The following is a 21,510-nucleotide window of genomic DNA, read 5'->3' as shown; positions in this document are numbered from 1 at the left end:
CTCTAATTTATGCGCGTGCCCAAAAAACGTGCGGCGATGGTAACGGATGGGCGCCAAGCTGCAAGGGCCGTCAACGTATTTGCGCTTCGGGCAGGCTCAGTGTGCGCGGGATCTTGCCCGCATCCCAGTGGCGAATGCCCCAAGCCAGCAGTTCCCGTGGACTGGCGTCGACTAGTTCGAGGCCCGGTTGCTGGCCCAGTGCGCGCAACGCCCGTAACAACAATGGCGTGGCCTGATCGGCCGCCAGGGGCGGTGAGCGGTAGGATTTACCGAGCTTGTGCCCGTCGGGCTGGGTGATCAGCGGCACGTGCAGGTAACGCGGTTGCGGCAAGCCGAGCAGTTCTTGCAGGTAGAGCTGGCGCGGCGTGGAGTCCAGCAGGTCGGCGCCGCGCACGATATCGGTCACCCCTTGCCAGGCATCGTCCAGGACCACGGCCAATTGATAGGCGTAGAGCCCGTCGCGGCGGCGGATCACGAAGTCGCCGACCTCACGGCCCAGGTGCTGGCGGAACTCGCCCTGGACCCGGTCGGTGAAGTGGTACTCAAGCTCGGGGACGCGCAGACGGATGGCGGCGTCCTCGGTGCCGTGCCCGGCATTGCGGCACAGCCCCGGATAAATGCCCTGGTACGCTTCCAGTTGTTTGCGCGAACAGGTGCAGGCATAGGCCAGGCCTTGGCTGAACAATCGGTTGATGACCTGATCATAGGCGTCATGGCGTTCGCTCTGGCGAACCATCTCGCCGTCCCATTCGAACCCGTAGCTTTCCAGTGCCTTGAGAATCGCCGCTTGCGCGCCCGGTTCTTCCCGGGGCGGGTCGAGGTCTTCCATGCGCAGCAACCAGCGCCCGCCCACGGCGCGGGCATCCAGGTACGACGCCAGTGCGGCGACCAGTGAGCCGAAGTGCAAGTGGCCGCTGGGGGTGGGGGCGAAGCGTCCGATGTAGGCAGTCATAGGGCGAATGTTACTGGGTCCGGGCGGTTGGCATGCAATCTCGACAACAAAGCATATCCCCTGTGGGAGCGAGCAGGGTTTTTCAGACTTGGAGAAAATATCGGAAACAAAAAACGGAGCGTATGAACGCTCCGTTTCGGTGACAGCGCCGGCGATTACTTGCCGACCTGTTTTTCCTTGATTTCCGCCAAGGTCTTGCAGTCGATGCACAGATCGGCCGTCGGGCGGGCTTCCAGGCGGCGAATGCCGATCTCGATGCCGCAGGACTCGCACCAACCGTATTCTTCGTCTTCGATCAGTTGCAGGGTCTTGTCGATTTTCTTGATGAGCTTGCGCTCGCGATCACGGGCACGCAGCTCGAGGCTGAACTCTTCTTCCTGACTGGCACGGTCGGCCGGGTCGGGGAAGTTGGCCGCTTCGTCTTTCATGTGATCCACGGTGCGGTCGACTTCCTGCATCAAGTCCTGTTTCCACTTGTTCAGGATCTTGGTGAAGTGCGCGCGCATGGGGGCGCCCATGTACTCTTCGCCAGCTTGCGGGACGTAAGGCTCAAACCCGCTGAGCGACTGATTTTGATTTTGCTTTGCTTGGGTGGGCATGAATGGACCGCCTCTACTCTTGTAATCCACTACGCAGGATTGCTCCATCACCGACACCTGCCGGCCCTGCGGCTGCAAGCGGGCGAACTTACCAGATCAAATCGGGCCGCGCTACTCCCGGTTGTCGAGCCTGCGGCGGCCGGGGCTTGTAAAACATGGCCGGGTTCGCTTCGGTGGGGATTTAAACCTGCTCAATGCTTGATTCTAGTCAAGCCTGGGCCAATCGCGGGAGTCATTTCCTGCAATCCACGGGCTCAGACCACTTGCGGTTGCCACCTGTTCCCGCAGTTGTTTCTGACTTGGCTGGAGAGTTGGGTAGAATCGGTTCTTTTTTCCCCTGAAGGAAGGCCAATGGCTCAGCCCTACAGTGCGCGCAGCCGCGCCATCGAACCTTTCCATGTGATGGCGTTGCTGGCCCGTGCCAACGAACTGCAGGCCGCCGGGCATGACGTCATCCACCTGGAGATCGGCGAGCCGGACTTCACCACGGCCGAGCCAATCATCCAGGCCGGCCAGGCCGCGCTGGCAGCGGGCAAGACCCGTTACACCGCGGCCCGTGGCATTCCAGAACTGCGCGAGGCCATCGCCGGTTTCTACGGCCAGCGTTATGGGGTGGAGATTGACCCCCGGCGCATCCTCGTGACCCCGGGCGGGTCCGGCGCGTTGCTGCTGGCCAGCGCTTTGCTGGTGGACCCAGGCAAGCATTGGCTGCTGGCCGACCCCGGTTATCCGTGCAACCGTCATTTCCTGCGCCTGGTCGAAGGGGCAGCGCAATTGGTGCCAGTGGGGCCCGAGGTGCGTTACCAATTGACGCCAGACCTGGTGAACCGCCATTGGGACCAGGACAGCGTCGGTGCGTTGGTGGCCTCACCGGCCAACCCGACCGGGACGATTCTCACCCGGGACGAATTGGCGGGGCTGTCCAAGGTCATCAAGGGCCATAACGGCCATCTGGTGGTGGACGAGATCTATCATGGCCTGACCTACGGCACCGACGCCGCCAGCGTGCTGGAAGTCGATGACGATGCCTTTGTCCTTAACAGTTTCTCCAAGTATTTCGGCATGACCGGCTGGCGACTTGGCTGGCTGGTGGCCCCTTCGGCGGCTGTCGGCGAGCTGGAAAAACTCGCGCAGAACCTCTACATCAGTGCGCCGAGCATGGCCCAGTACGCCGCCCTGGCCTGTTTCGAGCCGGCGACCATCGAGATCTTCGAGCAGCGGCGGGCCGAGTTTGCGCGGCGCCGTGACTTTCTACTGCCGGCCTTGCGTGAATTGGGCTTCGGTATTGCGGTGGAGCCGGAAGGGGCGTTTTACCTCTATGCCGACATCAGTGCGTTCGGCGGCGATGCCTTTGCGTTCTGCCAGCACTTCCTGGAAACCGAACACGTGGCCTTCACGCCGGGCCTGGATTTCGGTCGCCATCAGGCCGGTCACCACGTGCGCTTCGCCTACACCCAGAGCCTGCCGCGGCTACAGGAAGCGGTGGCACGAATCGAACGTGGACTATGGAGCTGGAAAGGCTGATGCAATTTTCCCCTGCGTTGGAAGAAGGCCGCTTGATTCGACGTTACAAGCGTTTTCTCGCCGATATCGAGACCGTTCATGGCGAACTGCTCACTGTTCACTGCCCCAACACCGGCTCGATGCTCAATTGCATGGCTGAAGGCGCGCGTGTCTGGTTCAGTCGCTCCAGCGATCCCAAGCGCAAGTTGCCCGGCACCTGGGAAATCGGCGAAACCCCTCAAGGGCGGCTGGCCTGCATCAATACCGCGCGGGCCAACGCGTTGATCGAAGAAGCCTTGCGCGCCGGGGTCATCAGCGAACTGAACGGGTTTACCGGGCTCAAGCGTGAAGTGGCTTATGGGGTGGAAAACAGCCGTATCGATTTTCGCCTGGACTACGACCACGGCTCGGCCTGGGTCGAAGTCAAAAGTGTCACGCTGGGGTTCGATGGCACGAATGTGGCGGCGTTTCCCGATGCGGTGACCCTGCGCGGGGCCAAGCACCTGAGGGAGCTCGCCTGCCTGGCCCGGGACGGTGTGCGGGCGGTGCAGTTGTATTGTGTGAACCTGAGCGGCATCGAAGCGGTGCGCCCGGCACAGGAAATCGACCCGGTATACGCCGCAGCCCTGCGTGATGCGGTGGCGGCGGGTGTAGAGGTGCTGGCCTATGGGGTCACGCTGACGCTCGAGCAGATGTGGGTGGATCGCGCGTTGCCGGTGCTGCTAGAGCTCGACCCAGATGCCTTGCTCGTCCTCCCGGCTGTCTAGGGCAGCGAGGAACTGACCGGCGCAAGGGCCCGCCACGCATTCGCCGCTTTCTATCAGGAACAGCGCGCCGTGGGTGGCGCACTGGATCAGGCTGGCGCTGGGGTCGAGGAACTGGTCGGGTTGCCATTCCAGCGGCACGCCCCGGTGCGGGCAGCGGTTGAGATAGGCATAGACCTGGCCGGCGCGTCGCACGGCCAGCACCTTGCGCCCATCGAGGTCGAAACCGCGACTGCCGTTGTCGGGCAATTGGGCGGCGGTACAAAGAAACTTCATGTGTGTCTCTATATGTCTGTCGGAGTGAGACTCTGTGGGAGCGAGCAAGCTCGTTCCCACAAGGTTTCGTGTGGCAAAAGATCCACGCTTGACGGTCAAATGAAAACAATTATCAAATGTCGCCTTCTTCACAGGTGTCTGAGGATACTTGGCCATGCCCGGTCCTGTGAAAAACTTCTTTGAGGACGCTGCCCGATGCGCCTGAACATCCACGTTGTTGCGCTCTGTGTTGCATTGTTGGTCAGCCAAGGGGCCAGCGCGGCCCAATTGCCGCAACGCTGGGTCAGTGCCGGCGGCGCCTTGTCGGAGTGGGTCAGCGCGCTGGGGGGTGAGTCGAAACTGGTGGGTGTGGACACCACAAGCCAGCATCCTGAATCCTTGCGAGCCTTGCCCAGTATTGGCTATCAGCGACAGCTGTCGGCGGAGGGCGTGCTGAGCCTGCGTCCGCAGATCCTGGTGGGCACCGAGGAAATGGGGCCACCGCCCGTGTTGGCGCAAATTCGCAGCGCCGGTGTGCAGGTCGAACTGTTCTCGGCCACACCAGACCTGCCGACCCTGCAGGGCAATCTGCGGCACCTGGGACAATTGCTGGGGGCTGAGGCCGAGGCGACGCGGTTGTTCGACCTTTATCAAAAACAACTCATTCAGCAACAGGCCCGGGTGGCCGAGGCCCAGCGCAAGCAAAAGGCCCCCGGCATATTGCTGTTGGTGGGCAGTTCCGGCGGCAAGCCACTGGTCGCCGGTAAGGGGACTTCGGCTGATTGGCTGTTACAGCAGGCCGGCGGTCATAACCTGGCGACCCACAGCGGCTACAAGTCTTTTTCCGTGGAAACCCTGGCCAGCCTGAATCCGCAAGTGCTGGTCTTTGCTGATCGTGCCTTGAGCGGTGAAGAAGCGCGTGCGGCGCTGTTCAGGGAAAACCCGATTCTTTCCTCGACCCAGGCCGCCAGGGATGGGCGCGTCATGGAGCTTGACCCGACGCTGTTGGTAGGCGGATTGGGCCCGCGGTTGCCACAAAGCCTGGTGACACTGACGGCGGGCTTCTATCCGGCTGCGTCGGCCACGGCGCCATGACCTCGTTGGTCAAGCCACGCACGTTGTTCATTGGCCTGGGCCTGCTGTGTCTGCTGGCAACCTGGCTGTCCCTGGCCCTGGGGCCGGTGAGCTTGCCGCTGCTCGACACCTTGCGCGCCGCCCTGCGCTTGTTGGGCTTGCCGGTGGCGGCCGATGGCCTGGAGCAGGCCGAACTGATCCTCGGCCAGATCCGTTTGCCGCGCACCCTGCTGGGGTTGGCGGTGGGCGGGGTGCTGGCGTTGTCCGGTGTGGCAATGCAAGGACTGTTTCGCAACCCACTGGCGGACCCGGGGCTGGTGGGCGTGTCCAGCGGTGCGGCATTGGGTGCCGCGTTCGCCATTGTCGCTGGCTCGGCGCTGGGTGGTTTGCCCGAAGCCTTTGGCCCCTACGTGTTGTCGCTGTGTGCATTCCTTGGCGGGCTCGGCGTTACGGCGTTGGTCTATCGTCTCGGGCGACGCAACGGCCAGACCCATGTCGCAACCATGCTCCTGGCCGGTATTGCCCTGACCGCGCTATCCGGTTCGGCCGTCGGTCTGTTCACCTACCTGGCGGATGACGCGACCCTGCGCACCCTGACGTTCTGGAACCTGGGCAGTCTCAACGGCGCCAGCTATGCGCGGTTGTGGCCGCTGTTGCTGGTCAGTGCCGCAGTGGCGCTCTGGCTGCCACGCCGGGCCAGGGCACTCAATGCGCTGTTGCTAGGAGAATCCGAGGCTGCCCACCTGGGCGTTAACGTCGAAAGCCTCAAGCGTGAACTGGTGTTTTGTACGGCCTTGGGGGTTGGCGCGGCGGTGGCGGCTGCGGGCATGATCGGCTTTGTCGGGCTGGTAGTGCCGCACCTGGTGCGGCTGGTGGCCGGCCCCGATCACCGTGTGTTGCTGCCTGCTTCGGTGTTGGCGGGCGCAAGCCTGCTACTGTTCGCCGATCTGGTGGCGCGCCTGGCACTGGCGCCTGCGGAATTGCCGATCGGCATTGTCACGGCCTTCATCGGCGCGCCGTTCTTCCTTTATCTATTGGTGCGAGGGCGCGCCTGATGCTGCGAGCGCAGAACCTGCACATTCAACGTGGCCGCAAGACGGTGCTGGCGGACGTCGATCTCGCGCTCAACCCTGGTGAAGTACTCGGAGTGCTTGGGCCCAACGGCGCAGGTAAAAGTACTTTGCTGGCGGGCCTGTGCGGCGAATTGCGCCCGGCCCAAGGGCAGGTCTGGCTCGATGATCGGCCACTGGCCCAGTGGCAGGGGGCGGAGCGCGCCCGGCGCCTGGCGGTCTTGCCGCAGTCCTCGACCCTGGATTTCGCCTTCCGTGTCGAGGAGGTCGTCGGCATGGGGCGCCTGCCGCACCAGAGTGGTCGAGTGCGCGATGAGCAAATCGTCGCCTCGGCGCTGCAAGTGGCAGACGCTGCGCATCTGCACGGTCGCAGTTACCTGGCGTTGTCCGGCGGCGAACGTCAGCGGGTGCATCTGGCGCGGGTGTTGGCGCAGTTGTGGCCAGGTGAAACGGGGCAAACCCTGTTGCTGGATGAGCCGACCTCGATGCTCGATCCGCTGCATCAGCACACCATCCTCCAGGCAGTGCGTGAGTTCGCCAGTCGTGGCGCCGCCGTGTTGGTGATCCTACATGACCTGAACCTGGCGGCGCGTTACTGTGATCGCCTGTTGCTGCTCGCGTCCGGTCGGCCAGTGGCCCTGGACACGCCCCGGCACGTGCTGCGCCCGGAACCGCTCAAGGCGGTGTTTGGCCTGGACGTGCTGGTGCAAGACCATCCGGAGCGCGGGCATCCATTGATCATTGCCCGCTGAGGGCGCCCTGGAGGAGATGGACGTGCGCCTGCTTCTGATTCTGGCGTTGAGTGTACTGACGGCGTGTCAGAGCATCACACCGCCCCCACTCGGCGGACGAATCCGTGATTTGCACAATGGCCAGGCCGTGACACCCCAGGCATTGGTCGAACGCTTGGCAACGGCGCCTAGGGTGGTGGTGGGGGAGCGGCACGACAATCGCGATCACCACGCACTGCAGGTCTGGCTGCTCCAGGCCCTGGCCGGGCAGCGGGTCCAGGGCAGCCTGTTGCTGGAAATGCTCACCCCCGCCCAGCAACCACGCGTTGATGCGGTCCGCCAGTTACCCACCTTGCCGAAGGACCTGCCCGGCGCACTGGACTGGTCGCCGGGCTGGGATTGGAGCTTGTATGGCCCCGTCGTCGAGTTTGCCCTGGCACAACGTTATCCGTTGCTGGCCGCCAATCTGGACACCGCCGAGATCCAGCGTTTCTATCGACAAGTCCCCAGCTTGATGGGCACCCGCTCCAATGCAGCCACTGTGAAGGACGAGTTGTTGGGGCAAATCCGTGAATCCCACTGCGGTTTGCTGCCCGAGTCGCAAATGCCGGCGATGCTGGCCGTGCAGCAGCAGCGTGACCGGCGCATGGCCGAACGCTTGTTGCAAGCGCCGGCACCGACACTGTTGTTCGCCGGTGCCTGGCATGCGCGCAAGGATGTTGGTGTGCCGATGCATGCGTTGGATCTTGGCGCCAGTGAGGCACCCATCGTCTTGATGCTGGCCGAGGAGGGCAGCGAGGTGACGTCGGCCATGGCGGATTACGTGTGGTACACGCCGGCCATGCCGCCACAGGATTACTGCGCGCAGATGCGCGAACACGCCGGGAAGTGATTTCCTACAGGCAAAAAAAGACCCGGCAAAAGCCGGGTCAAATAACCGTGATTAGCCTGATGAGGAGATATCTGAGAGTCCGAACCAAGGGCTGTTCAAATATCGACCAGTCTCGCGACCGGATGTGCTAATCATAGCGATTCTCATTACCATGTCAAACATTGTTTTGCGATTCGCCGAAATAACCGCGCGACCAGGGTTCGCGCTGGAAACGAAAGGGGCGTCAGGTCTTATGGCGCATTGAAATGGCGTCCAGCTGTTTATTCAGGGCTTCTTTGCGCTCGGCGGGGATGTCATTCCAATGCACATCCATCAACGCGCCCTCGATGGCGTACAGCAACACCTTGGAGGCCCGGAAGCCCCGAGTGCGTACGGCGCGATAGGCGTCCACCGCGCCAAGCCGGCGTAGATCCGAGGCACTGTGAATGCCCACGGCGTGCAGCCACTGGGCTGATGTCTTGCCCAGATTCTTCAGATGTTGCAGTTCATCATTCATCGAGCCTCCTTGCGAATGGCCGATTGGTGCAATGGGCAAGCTTCTGAGCAGTGTAGCGGTCAGTAGGAAAAGCGTGATTGTTTGCTCGGATTTGACGCAAAAGCTTCTAATGCATTACGCACGATGGGGTGGGAAAAGGCTGCAAACTAACTGCTCCAGCGCAAGCGGGGGCGCTGGAGGTCCGTTTCAGTCTGTAGCAGTTCCGCTCGCTGGCCGACCCGCTTCAAACAGGTTCAGCGAGTGCGGTAGCGCAACCGGGTGCCGAAGTTCATCGACATCAGGATCTCGTCCGCAGACAGCTCTGGCGGGAAGTAGGCGCCGGATATCTGCGCGTGGGCCAGGCTCGCGCCTTCCAGTGACGACTTGCGAAAATCGATACCACGCAGATCGGCGGAGCGGAAGTAGGCGTCGCTGAAGTCAACGTCGTCCGCGTTCAGTTCCCGCAGATCAAGGCCGCGAAAATCGCCACCACGCATGTCGACTGGGCCTTGTGGGCGTTCGTTGTTGAACCCGGCGATATCGTCTTTGCGTAGCAAGGCATACAGCGGGGTGTTGAGAAGCTTGGGAAGGCTCATTTCATATCACCTGTTGGTTTTATGACGCCAGTATAGTGCCACTATTTGGCGGCCGTGAAGCCGGGCATCGCTTCACGGCCGAAATAGTTACAAGCCTGGCAAGCGCTGACGGATCTGCGCGACCACGATGTCGAGTGTGCCGCTTTCGTTGGTTTGGACCCGTTTGCTGCAGAGAATTTCCGCCGGGGTCAGGGCTTCGCGGCTGGACTGTTGGGCGGCAATGACCGCCAGATTCGCATCGGAGGGGTCTTTCTGGTCGGCCTGCCGTTGTGCCAGGCGGCTTTCGATGACCGCTTGCGGCGCATCGCAGTCGAGGATCAGGAACGGAGCACCGGTGGCTTCGGCAATTTTCGCTGCTGCGTCGCGTTGATCGCGCTTGAGGTAAGTGGCATCGATCACCACCGGGAAGCCGGCGCGCAGGATCACCGCGGCGATTTCATGCAGGCGGGCGTAGGTAGCGCTGCTGGCGTCGCTGCTATAAATGCCGGCCTGTGGGTCGTTGGGTACTTGTTGCTGGCCGAACAGACGCTTGCGCTCCACGTCCGAACGCAGGCGAATGGCGCCCAGTGCCTCTACCAGGCGCATCGCGACATGGCTTTTGCCGACGGCCGAGACGCCGTGGGTGATGGCCAGGAAAGGCGAAGGAATGGTGCTGTAGCTTTCGGCCAGGTTGGCGTAGTTGCGGTACTGGCGCAGGGTGGTGGCGCGCTGCACCGGATCGGCTTCGGCCGGCATGCTGAACAGCGCGACTTTTGCCCGGACCAGGGCACGATAGGCTTTATAGAAGTTCAGCAGCTCCAGGCCCTGGTAGTCACCGGTCAGTTCCAGGTACTGGCTGACGAAGCGCCGTGCCAGCGATTTCAGACCGCGGTCCTCCAGGTCCATCGCCAGGAATGCGGTGTCGGCATAGACGTCGGTGAAACGGAACGGCTCGTTGAACTCGATGCAGTCGAAAATCACCACCTTGCCGTCGATCACGGTGGCGTTGCCCAGGTGGATATCACCGTGGCATTCGCGGATGAAGCCTTCGGCCTTGCGTTGGGTGAACAGCGGCTTGAGGCGTTCGAAACTGCTTTCGGCCCAGGCTTGCAGGGCTTCGAGTTGCAACAGGTCGGCCTTGTCGTTGAGGAACGGGCGGATCTGTTCGAAGTTCTGCAGCACCGGTGCCATCACGCTTTGCGGGGTGCCGGCGTCGTTTGCGGCGGGCACCTTGGGCGTGGCGAGGTGGAATTGGGCGATCTGCGCGGCCATCTCGTCGATGTGCGCGGTAGTCAGTTCGCCGTTGGCTTGCAGCGTGCTGAGCAGTTCGCTCTGCGGGAACTGACGCATCTTCAGGGCGTACTCGATGGCCGGGCCGTCGCCACCCAGCTGCGGCGCTTCGGCGCTGCCGGTAATTGGCAGGACGTCCAGGTACAGGTCCTGGGTCAGGCGCTGGTTGAGGCGCAACTCCTCACCACAGAAGTGCTTGCGCGCCTCGAGGCTGGTGAAGTCGAGGAAGCCGAAGTTGACCGGTTTTTTGAGTTTGTAGGCGTATGGCCCAGTGAGCAATACCCAGGAAATGTGGGTCTCGATGACCTGGAACCCTTCGACGGGATGCGGGTAGAGGGCCGGGTTTTGCAGGGCAGCGATCAGGGATTGGCTCACGGGCGGTCCTTCATAGACTGGAAAAATTCAGGCCGTCATTATGGCCGCAAGCCGCGCTAACGCAAACCGCGTGGAGGGCTCATGTTGAACCCCGACAAAGTGCGTATAATCCGCCGCCATGACTCGTACCCGATCCCCCCGTACCCCCAAGAAACCACCCGCCAGCCGCCTGCGGCCCTGGCTGGGCTGGGCCCTTAAACTCAGCCTGGTGGGCCTCGTCGTGCTCGCCGGTTTTGCGGTCTATCTCGATGCCGTGGTCCAGGAGAAGTTCTCCGGCAAGCGCTGGACCATTCCGGCCAAGGTCTATGCCCGGCCGTTGGAGCTGTTCGTCGGACAAAAGCTGAGCAAGGATGATTTCCTGACCGAGCTCGATGCCTTGGGTTATCGCCGTGAAAGCGTGGCCAATGGTCCGGGCGCAGCCTCGGTCAATGGCAATACCATCGACCTCAATACCCGTGGCTTCCAGTTCTATGAGGGCATGGAGCAGGCACAACCGGTGCGGGTGCGTTTTTCCGGCGATTATGTCGCTGCGTTGACCGGCGCCAACAACGCAAGCCTGTCGGTGGTGCGCCTTGAGCCGCTGCTCATTGGTGGCCTGTACCCCAAGAACCTCGAAGACCGGATCCTGATCAAGATCGACCAGGTGCCGCCGTTCCTGCTCGATACGCTGATCGCCGTCGAAGACCGCGACTTCTACCATCACTTCGGCGTCTCGCCCAAGTCGATTGCCCGGGCCGTCTGGGTCAATACCTCCTCGGGTCACATGCGCCAGGGCGGCAGCACGCTGACCCAGCAGTTGGTCAAGAACTTCTACCTGACCAACGAACGCAGCCTGACCCGCAAGCTCACCGAAGCCATGATGGCGTTGTTGCTGGAGCTGCACTACGACAAGCAGGAGATCCTGGAGGCGTACCTCAACGAGGTATTTATCGGCCAGGACGGTCAACGGGCGGTGCACGGTTTCGGCCTCGCCAGCCAGTTCTTCTTCAGCCAACCGCTGTCCGAGCTCAAGTTGCATCAGGTGGCGTTGTTGGTGGGCATGGTCAAGGGGCCGTCTTCCTATAACCCGCGTCGTAATCCGGAACGCGCCCTCGAACGGCGCAACCTGGTGCTCGACCTGCTGCAACAACAGGGTGTGGCGACGGCCGAGCAAGTCGAGGCGGCGAAAAAGATGCCGTTAGGCGTGACCAAGCGTGGCAGCCTGGCAGACAGTTCGTTCCCCGGTTTCATGGACCTGGTCAAGCGTCAGCTGCGGGAAGACTACCGCGACGAAGACTTGACCGAAGAAGGCCTGCGCATCTTCACCAGTTTCGACCCGATCCTGCAGATGAAAGCCGAAGCCTCGGTCGAGGACACCTTCAAGCGACTGGGTGGGCGCAAGGGCGCTGACGAAGTCGAAGCGGCCATGGTGGTGACCAACCCGGAAACCGGCGAAGTCCAGGCCATGATCGGCAGCCGGCAGGCCAGTTTCGCCGGTTTCAACCGGGCGCTGGATGCGGTGCGCCCGATTGGCTCGCTGATCAAGCCGGCGGTGTACCTCACCGCCCTGGAAAAGCCGAGCCAATACACGTTGACCAGCTGGCTGTCGGACGAGACGTTCTCGGTCAAGGGGGCCGATGGCCAGGTCTGGAAACCGCAGAACTATGACCGTCGTTCCCACGGCACGGTGTTCCTCTATCAGGGGCTGGCGCATTCCTACAACCTGTCGACAGCTCGCCTCGGGCTGGAAGTCGGCGTGCCGAATGTACTCAAGACTCTGGCACGCCTGGGAGTAAGCCGCGAACTGCCGGCCTTCCCGTCGATGTTGCTGGGGGCGGGTGGGCTGACGCCGATAGAAGTGGCGGCCATGTACCAGACGCTGGCCAACGGCGGTTTCAATACGCCGATGCGCGGGATCCGCAGTGTGCTGACCGCCGATGGCGAGCCGCTCAAGCGTTATCCGTTCCAGATTCAGCAGCGTTTCGATCCGGCCTCCATTTACCTGATCCAGAGCGCCATGCAGCGGGTCATGCGTGAAGGCACCGGCAGTTCGGTCTATAACGTGCTGCCCCGGACCCTGACCCTGGCGGGCAAGACCGGTACCAGTAACGACTCGCGTGACAGTTGGTTCGCCGGCTTCAGCCAGGACCTGCTGGCGGTGGTCTGGCTCGGACGTGATGACAACGGCAAGACCCCATTCACCGGTGCCACCGGTGCGCTGCAGGTCTGGACCAGTTTCATGCGCAAGGCCGACCCGTTGCCGCTGGACATGCCGCAACCGGACAACATCGTCCAGGCGTGGGTCGATTCACGCACGGGGCAAGGCTCCGATGCCAATTGCCCCGGCGCTGTGCAGATGCCGTATATTCGCGGCAGCGAACCGCCACCTGGTGCTGCCTGTGGCGGCACGAATCCCGCCGAATCGGTGATGGATTGGGTCAAGGACTGGATGAATTAAGCAAAGAGGGTTTCAAGTGAACAAGTGGTTGATTCCAGCGGTAACAGCCGTGGCTTTGCTCAGTGGTTGTTCTACCGTACAACGTGGTTCGATTCCGGTCGTTGACTCCGGCACCGCTGTTTCCAACAGTGAGCGGGTCTCGGCCAACGGCGGTTTCCGTCAGACGACAGTGAAGCGGCCGGTGCAGGGCCAGGTCCAGGCAATCCCGCAGGGCGACACCGGTGTCGTCGTGATGGTGCCAGGTGGCGGCGCGACGACCTCGGCGCCGATCAGCAGCACGCCGATCACGCCGGGCCCGATCACCCCCGGGCCAATCGAAACCTCGCCGATCGATCAGGGCAGCTACAGCATGCCTTCGACGCCGAGCAGCATTCCGTCGGCAGGAGCCGGTGGTCTGTCCGCCGATGAGCAGCTCGACGGTCCGGTCCTGGCCCTGCTGACCACCGCGCAACAGCAACAGGCCGGCGGTGACCTCAACGGTGCGTCTTCCAGCCTGGAGCGCGCCCAGCGTGTCGCGCCGCGCGAACCCCAGGTGCTTTATCGCCTGGCCCAGGTGCGCATGGCCCAGGGCGACGCACCGCAAGCCGAACAGCTGGCCCGTCGTGGCCTGACATTCTCCAGTGGTCGTCCGGCACTTCAGGCCAGCCTGTGGGAATTGATCGCCCAGGCCCGTGAGAAACAGGGCGATTCCGCTGGCGCGGCATTGGCCCGTCAGAAGGCCAAGGTTTCGCTCTGATGGATACGCGTTTTCCTCGGATCGCCGATCAGTTGCTGTTGATCGAGCGGGAACTGCGGGTCCAGGGCTGGTGGAGCGATGTGTCGCCTTCGGCGCAGGCGCTGGCCAGCGTCGAGCCGTTCGCGGTCGACACCCTGGACTTCGAGCAATGGCTGCAATGGATCTTCCTGCCCAGGATGAAAACTATCCTGGAAAACGACCTGCCGCTGCCCAACGCCTCGGGCATCCTTGCCATGGCCGAGATGGTCTATGCCCAGCGGCCAGGGCAGGGCATCGAGTTGCAGCGGCTGCTGGCGCAGTTCGATCAGTTGATCAGCAACGCCGGCTGACCGGCGTTACTGACAGTTCTCCTCGATTTGCTTGCGGGTCTCGTCGATCCGCAGGCGTCGCTCCTCATCGGTGAGGCGGCGCATTTCCCCCTCCACGTCTTCACGTACCCTGGGATTGTTCTGCAATTGCGCCAGGTTGGTCCGCGCCTGTTCGCAAAACGCCTTTAGTTGGGCTTCCTGCTCGGCAATCTGTTTCTTGACCTGTTGATCGATGGCCTTTTGGTCGCCAATGACTCCGCCAGACGGCGGTGCCGCCGGTTTGGCGGGCGGCGGGGCGGACTTGATCACCGTCGTGGCCTCCGTGCCTTCCGGCGGCTGGGCGCCGAAGTGGGTAACACCCTGGGCGTCCACCCATTTGTAGACCTGGCCGGCCATGCACATCGGGCTCAGGCCAACCAGCAGGCTGGCCGTCAAGAAGATCATTCGCATGCTGTTTCCTTGTCATGGGTTGCGCAATTGAAGCTAACACAGTTGCCGTTTAAAGGTTTTTTCTTGCGTTCTCATGCGCTTACTTCGAATAAAGCACATAGACGACTTGACTTGAAGGAGGCGAAACAGAAGAATCCAAAGTCCGCTGTAGAGGGACTGCCAGAAGCAGACCCACTCAGCAGATCATGAGGCGCACATCCGCGCCGACCTGTTACACCCGCAACGCGTTACCTCGCGCTGGGTGGGAAAGGCCCGCAACACTTGGGACGATCCCAATACTTGCTCAGTCAGTGCTGACGTAGTCGGCGACCACCGTCGCTCATGCTCTGCCGAGAAGTAAACCTATTAAGACCCGTCCCTTTCTTGTGGGTCGGTATTCTGGCGTTTTAGAGGTGAACAACGTGGAGCTTTTATCTGGCGGTGAGATGCTCGTCCGCTTTTTGCGTGACGAAGGCGTCAAATATATTTACGGGTACCCCGGTGGTGCTCTTCTTCATGTCTATGATGCCCTGTTCAAAGAACCGGAAGTGACCCACATCCTGGTTCGTCACGAGCAGGCGGCCACCCATATGGCTGACGGCTATGCCCGTGCCACCGGCAAGGCCGGCGTGGTACTGGTGACTTCCGGTCCAGGCGCCACGAACGCCATCACCGGTATCGCTACCGCGTACATGGACTCCATCCCGATGGTGATCATTTCCGGCCAGGTGCCCAGCACCATGGTGGGGACCGATGCATTCCAGGAAACCGACATGATCGGTATCTCCCGGCCGATCGTGAAGCACAGCTTCATGATCAAGCACGCATCGGAGATCCCGGAAGTCATGAAGAAGGCCTTCTACCTGGCTGAATCCGGTCGTCCGGGCCCGGTCGTGGTCGATGTCCCGAAAGACATGACCAACCCGGCCGAGAAGTTCGAATACATCTTCCCGAAAAAAGCCAAGCTGCGTTCCTACAGCCCGGCCGTACGCGGCCACTCCGGGCAAATCCGCAAGGCAGCCGAAATGCTCCTGGCGGCCAAGCGCCCGGTGCTGTACTCCGGTGGTGGCGTGATCCTCGGCGGTGGCTCCGCGCCGCTGACTGAACTGGCAAAAATGCTCAACCTGCCGGTCACCAATACGCTGATGGGCCTGGGCGCGTTCCCTGGCACCGACCGTCAGTTCATCGGTATGCTCGGCATGCACGGCAGCTACACCGCCAACCTGGCGATGCACCACGCCGATGTCATCCTGGCGGTTGGCGCGCGTTTCGACGACCGCGTTATCAACGGGCCGGCGAAATTCTGCCCGAACGCCAAGATCATCCACATCGACATCGACCCGGCGTCCATCTCCAAGACCATCAAGGCAGACGTGCCGATTGTCGGTCCTGTAGAGAGCGTGCTGACCGAAATGGTCGCCATCCTCAAGGAAATCGGCGAGGTTCCAAACAAGGAGTCCGTGGCCAGCTGGTGGAAGCAGGTCGATGAATGGCGCGGCGATCGTGGCCTGTTCCCTTATGACAAGGGTGACGGCAGTGTGATCAAGCCGCAGACCGTGATCGAAACCCTGTGCGAAGTGACCAACGGCGATGCCTTTGTGACCTCCGACGTGGGCCAGCACCAGATGTTCGCTGCGCAGTACTACAAGTTCGACAAGCCCAATCGCTGGATCAACTCCGGCGGCCTGGGCACCATGGGCTTCGGTTTCCCGGCGGCCATGGGCATCAAGTTGAGCTTTCCAGAGGCTGATGTCGCCTGCGTCACCGGCGAGGGCAGCATCCAGATGAACATCCAGGAACTGTCCACCTGCCTGCAATACGGTTTGCCGGTGAAGATCGTGATCCTGAACAACGGCGTGTTGGGGATGGTTCGCCAGTGGCAGGACATGAGCTACGGCAGCCGTCACTCGCACTCGTACATGGAATCGTTGCCTGATTTCGTCAAGCTGGCAGAGGCCTACGGTCACGTTGGCGTGCGCATCACCGAATCGAAGGATTTGAAGTCGAAGATGGAGGAAGCGTTCGCCATGAAGGATCGCCTGGTGGTGATCGATATTGCGGTCGACACCAGCGAGCACGTCTACCCGATGCAGATCAAAGACGGCTCCATGCGCGATATGTGGCTGAGCAAGACGGAGCGTACCTAATCATGCGACACATTATTTCCTTGCTTCTGGAAAACGAACCGGGTGCGCTGTCTCGTGTTGTAGGCCTGTTCTCGCAGCGCAACTACAACATTGAAAGCCTGACCGTGGCGCCAACCGAAGACCCGACCCTGTCGCGTCTGACGCTGACCACCGTGGGGCACGATGAAATCATCGAGCAGATCACCAAGAACCTGAACAAGCTGATCGAGGTGGTCAAGCTGGTGGACCTGTCGGAAAGCGCTCACATCGAGCGTGAACTGATGCTGGTCAAGGTCAAGGCCACCGGCGCCCAGCGCGCCGAGATCAAGCGTACTACCGATATTTATCGTGGGCAGATCGTCGATGTCAGCGCCAGCGTCTATACCGTTCAGTTGACCGGTACCAGCGACAAGCTCGACAGCTTCATTCAATCGATCGGCACTGCCTCGATTCTGGAAACCGTACGCAGTGGCGTCACCGGGATTGCCCGTGGCGACAAAGTACTGAGCATCTAAACCAAATTAGCGAATGGCCTGAACGGCCGGATAGAGGGGAAATTCATGAAAGTTTTCTACGATAAAGACTGCGACCTGTCGATCATCCAGGGCAAGAAAGTCGCCATCATCGGCTACGGTTCCCAAGGTCACGCCCAGGCGTGCAACCTGAAAGATTCCGGCGTTGACGTGACTGTCGGCCTGCGCAAAGGCTCGGCCACCGTTGCCAAGGCAGAAGCCCATGGCCTGAAAGTGGCTGACGTGGCTTCCGCCGTTGCCGCTGCCGACCTGGTCATGATCCTGACGCCGGACGAGTTCCAGGGCGCCCTGTATCGCGACGAAATCGAACCGAACATCAAGAAAGGCGCGACCCTGGCCTTCTCCCACGGTTTCTCGATCCATTACAACCAGGTCGTGCCGCGTGCCGACCTCGACGTGATCATGATCGCGCCGAAGGCTCCGGGCCACACCGTGCGTTCCGAGTTCGTGAAAGGCGGCGGTATCCCTGACCTGATCGCGATCTACCAGGACGCTTCGGGCAATGCCAAGAACGTGGCTCTGTCCTACGCCGCTGGCGTGGGTGGCGGTCGTACCGGCATCATCGAAACCACGTTCAAGGACGAGACCGAAACCGACCTGTTCGGCGAGCAAGCCGTTCTGTGTGGCGGTACCGTCGAACTGGTCAAGGCCGGTTTTGAAACCCTGGTCGAAGCGGGCTACGCGCCGGAAATGGCTTACTTCGAGTGCCTGCACGAACTGAAGCTGATCGTTGACCTCATGTACGAAGGCGGTATCGCCAACATGAACTACTCGATCTCCAACAACGCCGAGTACGGCGAGTACGTGACCGGTCCGGAAGTGATCAACGCCGAATCCCGTCAGGCCATGCGCAACGCCCTGAAACGTATCCAGGACGGCGAATACGCCAAGATGTTCATCAGCGAAGGCGCCACCGGCTATCCTTCGATGACCGCCAAGCGTCGCAACAACGCTGCGCACGGTATCGAAATCATCGGCGAGCAACTGCGTTCGATGATGCCGTGGATCAGCGCCAACAAGATCGTCGACAAAGCCAAGAACTAAGTCGCGAACTTGAGTCGAAAAACGCGGCCTTGGCCGCGTTTTTTCGTTTGGGCGGTGGCTTCTGGTATAAAGCTGCATCGTTTGCGGCCGAACCGTCGTCCCAGACATCTGTCGAATTTTTTCACACCGTTGCAAGGTATTGTCCATGAGCGAACGTCCCGACGAGCCAAACCAGGCTCCTGACGCCGAAAGCCTGCTACCCATCGATGAACACGTCGAAGAAGGCCATGACGCTGAAGGCCGTAAGGTCCGGCATCGTGGCATCTATCTATTGCCGAACCTGTTCACCACCGCGAACCTGTTCGCCGGTTTCTATTCCATCATCAACTCCATGAGTGCCCAGGCTGCCTTGAGCGCTGGGGATGGCGCAGGGGCGAGTCGTTACTTCGCGTTCGCCGCCATTGCGATCTTCGTCGCCATGGTGCTCGATGGTCTGGACGGGCGCGTGGCCCGCATGACCAATACCCAGAGTGCGTTTGGCGCTGAGTATGATTCACTGTCCGACATGGTCGCCTTTGGCGTGGCTCCCGCCTTGCTGGCGTTCGGCTGGGCGCTGGGAGACATGGGCAAGGTCGGCTGGATGGTTGCCTTTATCTATGTGGCGGGGGCGGCGTTGCGCCTGGCGCGTTTCAACACCCAGGTTGGCAAGGCTGACAAACGTTACTTCATCGGCCTGGCCAGTCCGGCCGCGGCGGGTGTCGTGGCAGGTGTCGTCTGGGCATTCAGCGACTACGGCATCCAGGGGTCGAAAATGTCGTTCCTGGTGGCGTTGCTGGTTGCGGCGGCCGGGATGTTGATGGTCAGCAACATCAAATACAACAGCTTCAAGGAGCTCGACCTGAAGGGGCGTGTGCCATTCGTGGCGATTCTGGCGGTGGTGCTGGTGTTCGCAGTGGTGTTCAGTGATCCACCGCGTATCCTGTTGTTGGTTTTCCTGGGCTATGCCGCTTCCGGACCGGTGCAATACTTGTTGCGTCTTCGCCGACGCTAAACGTTGCCTTAATGTAATTTCCCCCATACTCCGCAGTCTATTGGTGCACCTGCCCTCCAATACTGCGGAGTTGTCATGCTGATCAAGATCCCCAAGTCGTCCGACTGCCGTGAATCGGACGTCACGCCCGAATCCCTCTATCTATCCCGTCGGCAAATGCTCGGTGCGTCCCTGGCTGGTCTCGCCGTCAGCGGCTTGCCTCAATGGGCCAGTGCTGCCGATGCGGCGCGTTATGCCGATGTCGAGCCCGGCAAGGCGCCGTCCTGGTTTGCCGAGAAACTGCCCTCAGTCCAATGGGGCGTGGTCACGGTCAAGAATGAGCCCATCACGCCGTTCAAGGACGCAACCCACTACAACAACTTCTATGAATTCGGAACTGACAAGGGAGACCCGGCAGCCAATGCAGGATCGTTGAAGACCGAGCCCTGGAGCGTGGTCGTGGACGGGGAGGTGGGCAAGCCGGGACGCTACGGGTTGGAAGACTTCATGAAGCCTTATCAACTGGAAGAGCGCATCTATCGATTGCGCTGTGTCGAGGCTTGGTCGATGGTCATTCCGTGGATTGGCTTCCCCATCTCTGCCTTGCTCAAGCAGGTCGAACCGACCTCCAAGGCCAAGTACATCCGCTTCGAAACCCTGCAGGATCCCAAGGTCATGCCGGGGCAGCGTTCCGGTTTCGCCTTGATCGACTGGCCGTATGTCGAAGGCTTGCGATTGGATGAGGCGATGAACCCGTTGGCCATTCTGGCGGTGGGAATGTACGGGCGGGAGTTGCCGAACCAGAACGGCGCGCCGCTGCGGTTGGTGGTCCCATGGAAATACGGTTTCAAAAGTGTGAAGTCCATCGTGCGTATCAGTCTGGTGAGTGAGCAGCCGAAGACGACTTGGCAGAGCATTGCGTCTGACGAATACGGTTTTTATGCCAACGTCAATCCGACGGTCGATCACCCGCGGTGGACCCAGGCGCATGAGCGTCGTTTACCGAGCGGTCTGTTCAGTCCCAATGTCCGCGATACGTTGATGTTCAACGGCTATCAGGATGAAGTCGCTTCTTTATATGCAGGGATGGACCTGAGGAAGGACTACTGATGCGTTTTCCAGTCTGGCGAGTCGGCGTCTTCATCGCGGCGGCGATCTGGCCCTTGTTCTGGCTTTACGAGGCCTTGATGAACTCGCTGGGTCCTGACCCGGGCAAGGTGCTGGTGGATCGGCTCGGGTTGGGCACGTTGATCCTGTTGTTGATCACCTTGAGCATGACGCCGCTGCAAAAGCTGACGGGATGGGCGGGGTGGATTGCGGTCAGGCGGCAGTTGGGGTTGTGGTGCTTTGCTTATGTGGTGCTGCATTTGAGTGGGTATGCGGCGTTCATATTGGGGTTCGACTGGTCGCAGTTGGGCGTCGAGTTGAGCAAGCGGCCTTACATTATCGTCGGGGCGCTTGGGTTTCTCGGCCTGCTGGCGTTGGCGGTCACATCCAATCGCTACAGTCAGCGGCGGCTTGGCATGCGTTGGAAGAAATTGCATCGCCTGGTTTATCTGATCCTGGGGCTTGGGTTGCTGCATATGCTGTGGATCGTGCGGGCAGATCTGAAGGAGTGGGCGATATACGCGTTTATAGGGGCTGTACTGTTGATGCTAAGAGTCCCGCCGGTTATGCGCCGGATCCCGCGTTTGCGGGGTAGGAAAGTCTCTTCTGCAACAAAAGCGTAATTAAGGGTTGACGGCAGATTCTGGAAGTCTATAATTCGCCCCACTTCCGGCGCAGTCGAAACGGAAAACTCCTTTAGATTCAATGAGTTAACTAGGTTTCGAAGGTGCAGGGCTTCAGTTCATCGAAGCCCGGAAGGAGCAGGTGGAGCGGTGTTGTTTGGCTCTATCGGCGGTTCGATCTTCTCGGTCGAAAGCGGTGAAAAAGAGGTGTTGACAGCAGCGAGTAACGCTGTAGAATTCGCCTCCCGCTAACGAGAGATCTTAGGCGCAAGTGGTTGAAGTTGTTGATGTTTCCGAAGCGAAACTTTGAAAACTTCTGAAAATAACCGCTTGACAGATACACGGGGCGCTGTAGAATGCGCGCCTCGGTTGAGACGAAAGACTCAGCCAACCGCTCTTTAACAACTGAATCAAGCAATTCGTGTGGGTGCTTGTGGAGTCAGACTGCTAGTCAACAGATTATCAGCATCACAAGTTACTCCGCGAGAAATCAAAGATGTAACCAACGATTGCTGAGCCAAGTTTAGGGTTTTCTCAAAACCCAAAGATGTTTGAACTGAAGAGTTTGATCATGGCTCAGATTGAACGCTGGCGGCAGGCCTAACACATGCAAGTCGAGCGGTAGAGAGAAGCTTGCTTCTC

22 protein-coding genes and 1 rRNA gene are annotated in these 21,510 nt (G+C 60.8%); 16 read left to right on the top strand and 7 right to left on the bottom strand.

Annotated elements, in window-relative coordinates; translation table 11 throughout:
- Positions 1-70: 70 nt before the first annotated feature.
- Positions 71-952, bottom strand: coding sequence for a tRNA glutamyl-Q(34) synthetase GluQRS (gluQRS, locus tag BT116_RS17950; protein ID WP_072346070.1), 882 nt, complete (start codon positions 950-952; stop codon positions 71-73).
- A 155-nt stretch (positions 953-1,107) separates the two neighbouring features.
- On the bottom strand, positions 1,108-1,551 hold the full coding sequence (gene dksA / locus BT116_RS17945; RefSeq protein WP_003205639.1) for an RNA polymerase-binding protein DksA: 444 nt from the start codon (positions 1,549-1,551) through the stop codon (positions 1,108-1,110).
- A gap of 351 nt (positions 1,552-1,902) precedes the next feature.
- Here dksA and BT116_RS17940 point away from each other — a divergent pair, with 351 nt between their 5' ends.
- Together BT116_RS17940 and sfsA are read left to right on the top strand one after the other, a co-directional pair.
- Positions 1,903-3,075, top strand: coding sequence for a pyridoxal phosphate-dependent aminotransferase (locus tag BT116_RS17940; protein ID WP_072346068.1), 1,173 nt, complete (start codon positions 1,903-1,905; stop codon positions 3,073-3,075).
- Entirely contained in the window at positions 3,075-3,821 is a 747-nt protein-coding gene (sfsA, locus tag BT116_RS17935; protein WP_072346160.1) for a DNA/RNA nuclease SfsA, read from the top strand. The genes BT116_RS17940 and sfsA overlap by 1 nt, the downstream gene beginning before the upstream one ends.
- Here sfsA and BT116_RS17930 read toward each other — a convergent pair.
- Positions 3,777-4,094, bottom strand: coding sequence for a Rieske (2Fe-2S) protein (locus tag BT116_RS17930; RefSeq protein WP_003205632.1), 318 nt, complete (start codon positions 4,092-4,094; stop codon positions 3,777-3,779). The genes sfsA and BT116_RS17930 overlap by 45 nt on opposite strands.
- Before the next feature lie 195 nt (positions 4,095-4,289).
- Here BT116_RS17930 and BT116_RS17925 point away from each other — a divergent pair, with 195 nt between their 5' ends.
- From BT116_RS17925 to BT116_RS17910, 4 genes are read left to right on the top strand one after another with little or no spacing between them, the layout of a single operon-like run.
- A complete protein-coding gene (locus tag BT116_RS17925; RefSeq protein ID WP_072346066.1) occupies positions 4,290-5,168 on the top strand; it encodes a heme/hemin ABC transporter substrate-binding protein in 879 nt (292 codons plus the stop codon).
- A gap of 50 nt (positions 5,169-5,218) precedes the next feature.
- Positions 5,219-6,202 carry a FecCD family ABC transporter permease gene (locus BT116_RS17920; RefSeq protein WP_170845986.1) on the top strand — a complete coding sequence of 328 codons (984 nt, stop codon included), beginning with the start codon at positions 5,219-5,221 and terminating at the stop codon, positions 6,200-6,202.
- Complete coding sequence (locus BT116_RS17915; RefSeq protein ID WP_072346063.1) at positions 6,202-6,969, top strand: heme ABC transporter ATP-binding protein; 768 nt, start codon at positions 6,202-6,204, stop codon at positions 6,967-6,969. Before BT116_RS17920 ends, BT116_RS17915 begins: the two co-directional genes overlap by 1 nt.
- A gap of 16 nt (positions 6,970-6,985) precedes the next feature.
- Complete coding sequence (locus BT116_RS17910; protein ID WP_072346061.1) at positions 6,986-7,840, top strand: ChaN family lipoprotein; 855 nt, start codon at positions 6,986-6,988, stop codon at positions 7,838-7,840.
- A gap of 223 nt (positions 7,841-8,063) precedes the next feature.
- On the opposite strand, the gene BT116_RS17905 is transcribed toward BT116_RS17910, so the two are convergent.
- The 3 genes from BT116_RS17905 to BT116_RS17895 all read right to left on the bottom strand — a co-directional run bounded on the left by BT116_RS17905 (position 8,064) and on the right by BT116_RS17895 (position 10,555).
- Positions 8,064-8,336: a TfoX/Sxy family protein gene (locus BT116_RS17905; protein ID WP_063324352.1), complete on the bottom strand. Its 273-nt coding sequence runs from the start codon at positions 8,334-8,336 to the stop codon at positions 8,064-8,066.
- Between the two features lie 233 nt (positions 8,337-8,569).
- Positions 8,570-8,911 carry a pentapeptide repeat-containing protein gene (locus tag BT116_RS17900; protein ID WP_003205621.1) on the bottom strand — a complete coding sequence of 114 codons (342 nt, stop codon included), beginning with the start codon at positions 8,909-8,911 and terminating at the stop codon, positions 8,570-8,572.
- Between the two features lie 87 nt (positions 8,912-8,998).
- On the bottom strand, positions 8,999-10,555 hold the full coding sequence (locus BT116_RS17895) for a bifunctional aminoglycoside phosphotransferase/ATP-binding protein (protein ID WP_072346059.1): 1,557 nt from the start codon (positions 10,553-10,555) through the stop codon (positions 8,999-9,001).
- Between the two features lie 118 nt (positions 10,556-10,673).
- Between BT116_RS17895 and mrcB the strand changes: the two genes are divergently transcribed.
- From mrcB to BT116_RS17880, 3 genes are read left to right on the top strand one after another with little or no spacing between them, the layout of a single operon-like run.
- On the top strand, positions 10,674-12,992 hold the full coding sequence (mrcB, locus tag BT116_RS17890) for a penicillin-binding protein 1B (RefSeq protein WP_063324355.1): 2,319 nt from the start codon (positions 10,674-10,676) through the stop codon (positions 12,990-12,992).
- A 16-nt stretch (positions 12,993-13,008) separates the two neighbouring features.
- The gene (locus BT116_RS17885) at positions 13,009-13,728 is read left to right on the top strand and encodes a tetratricopeptide repeat protein (RefSeq protein ID WP_063324356.1); all 720 of its coding nucleotides are present in this window, start codon (positions 13,009-13,011) and stop codon (positions 13,726-13,728) included.
- Positions 13,728-14,057, top strand: coding sequence for a YqcC family protein (locus BT116_RS17880; protein ID WP_072346057.1), 330 nt, complete (start codon positions 13,728-13,730; stop codon positions 14,055-14,057). The genes BT116_RS17885 and BT116_RS17880 overlap by 1 nt, the downstream gene beginning before the upstream one ends.
- Before the next feature lie 6 nt (positions 14,058-14,063).
- On the opposite strand, the gene BT116_RS17875 is transcribed toward BT116_RS17880, so the two are convergent.
- Positions 14,064-14,486 (bottom strand): DUF4124 domain-containing protein, encoded by a 423-nt coding sequence (locus tag BT116_RS17875; protein ID WP_024618735.1) that lies wholly within the window; start codon positions 14,484-14,486, stop codon positions 14,064-14,066.
- Positions 14,487-14,887: 401 nt separating this feature from the next.
- On the opposite strand from BT116_RS17875, the gene BT116_RS17870 reads away from it, so the two are divergent.
- From BT116_RS17870 to BT116_RS17835, 7 genes are all read left to right on the top strand, one after another.
- Positions 14,888-16,612 carry an acetolactate synthase 3 large subunit gene (locus BT116_RS17870; RefSeq protein WP_072346158.1) on the top strand — a complete coding sequence of 575 codons (1,725 nt, stop codon included), beginning with the start codon at positions 14,888-14,890 and terminating at the stop codon, positions 16,610-16,612.
- Between the two features lie 2 nt (positions 16,613-16,614).
- Positions 16,615-17,106, top strand: a complete 492-nt coding sequence (gene ilvN, locus BT116_RS17865) for an acetolactate synthase small subunit (protein ID WP_003205610.1) — start codon at positions 16,615-16,617, stop codon at positions 17,104-17,106.
- Positions 17,107-17,151: 45 nt separating this feature from the next.
- Positions 17,152-18,168 (top strand): ketol-acid reductoisomerase, encoded by a 1,017-nt coding sequence (ilvC, locus tag BT116_RS17860; RefSeq protein WP_024779611.1) that lies wholly within the window; start codon positions 17,152-17,154, stop codon positions 18,166-18,168.
- A 145-nt stretch (positions 18,169-18,313) separates the two neighbouring features.
- Positions 18,314-19,159, top strand: a complete 846-nt coding sequence (gene pssA / locus BT116_RS17855) for a CDP-diacylglycerol--serine O-phosphatidyltransferase (RefSeq protein WP_063324359.1) — start codon at positions 18,314-18,316, stop codon at positions 19,157-19,159.
- A gap of 75 nt (positions 19,160-19,234) precedes the next feature.
- Positions 19,235-20,248 (top strand): protein-methionine-sulfoxide reductase catalytic subunit MsrP, encoded by a 1,014-nt coding sequence (gene msrP / locus BT116_RS17850; RefSeq protein ID WP_063324360.1) that lies wholly within the window; start codon positions 19,235-19,237, stop codon positions 20,246-20,248.
- Positions 20,248-20,868 (top strand): protein-methionine-sulfoxide reductase heme-binding subunit MsrQ, encoded by a 621-nt coding sequence (gene msrQ / locus BT116_RS17845; protein ID WP_072346055.1) that lies wholly within the window; start codon positions 20,248-20,250, stop codon positions 20,866-20,868. Before msrP ends, msrQ begins: the two co-directional genes overlap by 1 nt.
- 553 nt (positions 20,869-21,421) lie before the next feature.
- Positions 21,422-21,510: ribosomal RNA gene (locus BT116_RS17835) — 16S ribosomal RNA — on the top strand; the annotation flags it as partial.

This window comes from Pseudomonas sp. NFACC16-2, assembly GCF_900119205.1.
Classification (GTDB): Bacteria; Pseudomonadota; Gammaproteobacteria; order Pseudomonadales; family Pseudomonadaceae; genus Aquipseudomonas; species Aquipseudomonas fluorescens_Q.
This window is presented reverse-complemented; position numbering and strand designations above follow the sequence as displayed.

Coding starts and splice junctions, on each gene's coding strand:
- gluQRS (WP_072346070.1), bottom strand. CDS start 952: ATGACTGCCTACATCGGACGCTTCGCCCCCACCCCCAGCGGCCACTTG.
- dksA (WP_003205639.1), bottom strand. CDS start 1,551: ATGCCCACCCAAGCAAAGCAAAATCAAAATCAGTCGCTCAGCGGGTTT.
- BT116_RS17940 (WP_072346068.1), top strand. CDS start 1,903: ATGGCTCAGCCCTACAGTGCGCGCAGCCGCGCCATCGAACCTTTCCAT.
- sfsA (WP_072346160.1), top strand. CDS start 3,075: ATGCAATTTTCCCCTGCGTTGGAAGAAGGCCGCTTGATTCGACGTTAC.
- BT116_RS17930 (WP_003205632.1), bottom strand. CDS start 4,094: ATGAAGTTTCTTTGTACCGCCGCCCAATTGCCCGACAACGGCAGTCGC.
- BT116_RS17925 (WP_072346066.1), top strand. CDS start 4,290: ATGCGCCTGAACATCCACGTTGTTGCGCTCTGTGTTGCATTGTTGGTC.
- BT116_RS17915 (WP_072346063.1), top strand. CDS start 6,202: ATGCTGCGAGCGCAGAACCTGCACATTCAACGTGGCCGCAAGACGGTG.
- BT116_RS17910 (WP_072346061.1), top strand. CDS start 6,986: ATGGACGTGCGCCTGCTTCTGATTCTGGCGTTGAGTGTACTGACGGCG.
- BT116_RS17905 (WP_063324352.1), bottom strand. CDS start 8,336: ATGAATGATGAACTGCAACATCTGAAGAATCTGGGCAAGACATCAGCC.
- BT116_RS17900 (WP_003205621.1), bottom strand. CDS start 8,911: ATGAGCCTTCCCAAGCTTCTCAACACCCCGCTGTATGCCTTGCTACGC.
- mrcB (WP_063324355.1), top strand. CDS start 10,674: ATGACTCGTACCCGATCCCCCCGTACCCCCAAGAAACCACCCGCCAGC.
- BT116_RS17880 (WP_072346057.1), top strand. CDS start 13,728: ATGGATACGCGTTTTCCTCGGATCGCCGATCAGTTGCTGTTGATCGAG.
- BT116_RS17875 (WP_024618735.1), bottom strand. CDS start 14,486: ATGCGAATGATCTTCTTGACGGCCAGCCTGCTGGTTGGCCTGAGCCCG.
- ilvN (WP_003205610.1), top strand. CDS start 16,615: ATGCGACACATTATTTCCTTGCTTCTGGAAAACGAACCGGGTGCGCTG.
- ilvC (WP_024779611.1), top strand. CDS start 17,152: ATGAAAGTTTTCTACGATAAAGACTGCGACCTGTCGATCATCCAGGGC.
- pssA (WP_063324359.1), top strand. CDS start 18,314: ATGAGCGAACGTCCCGACGAGCCAAACCAGGCTCCTGACGCCGAAAGC.
- msrP (WP_063324360.1), top strand. CDS start 19,235: ATGCTGATCAAGATCCCCAAGTCGTCCGACTGCCGTGAATCGGACGTC.
- msrQ (WP_072346055.1), top strand. CDS start 20,248: ATGCGTTTTCCAGTCTGGCGAGTCGGCGTCTTCATCGCGGCGGCGATC.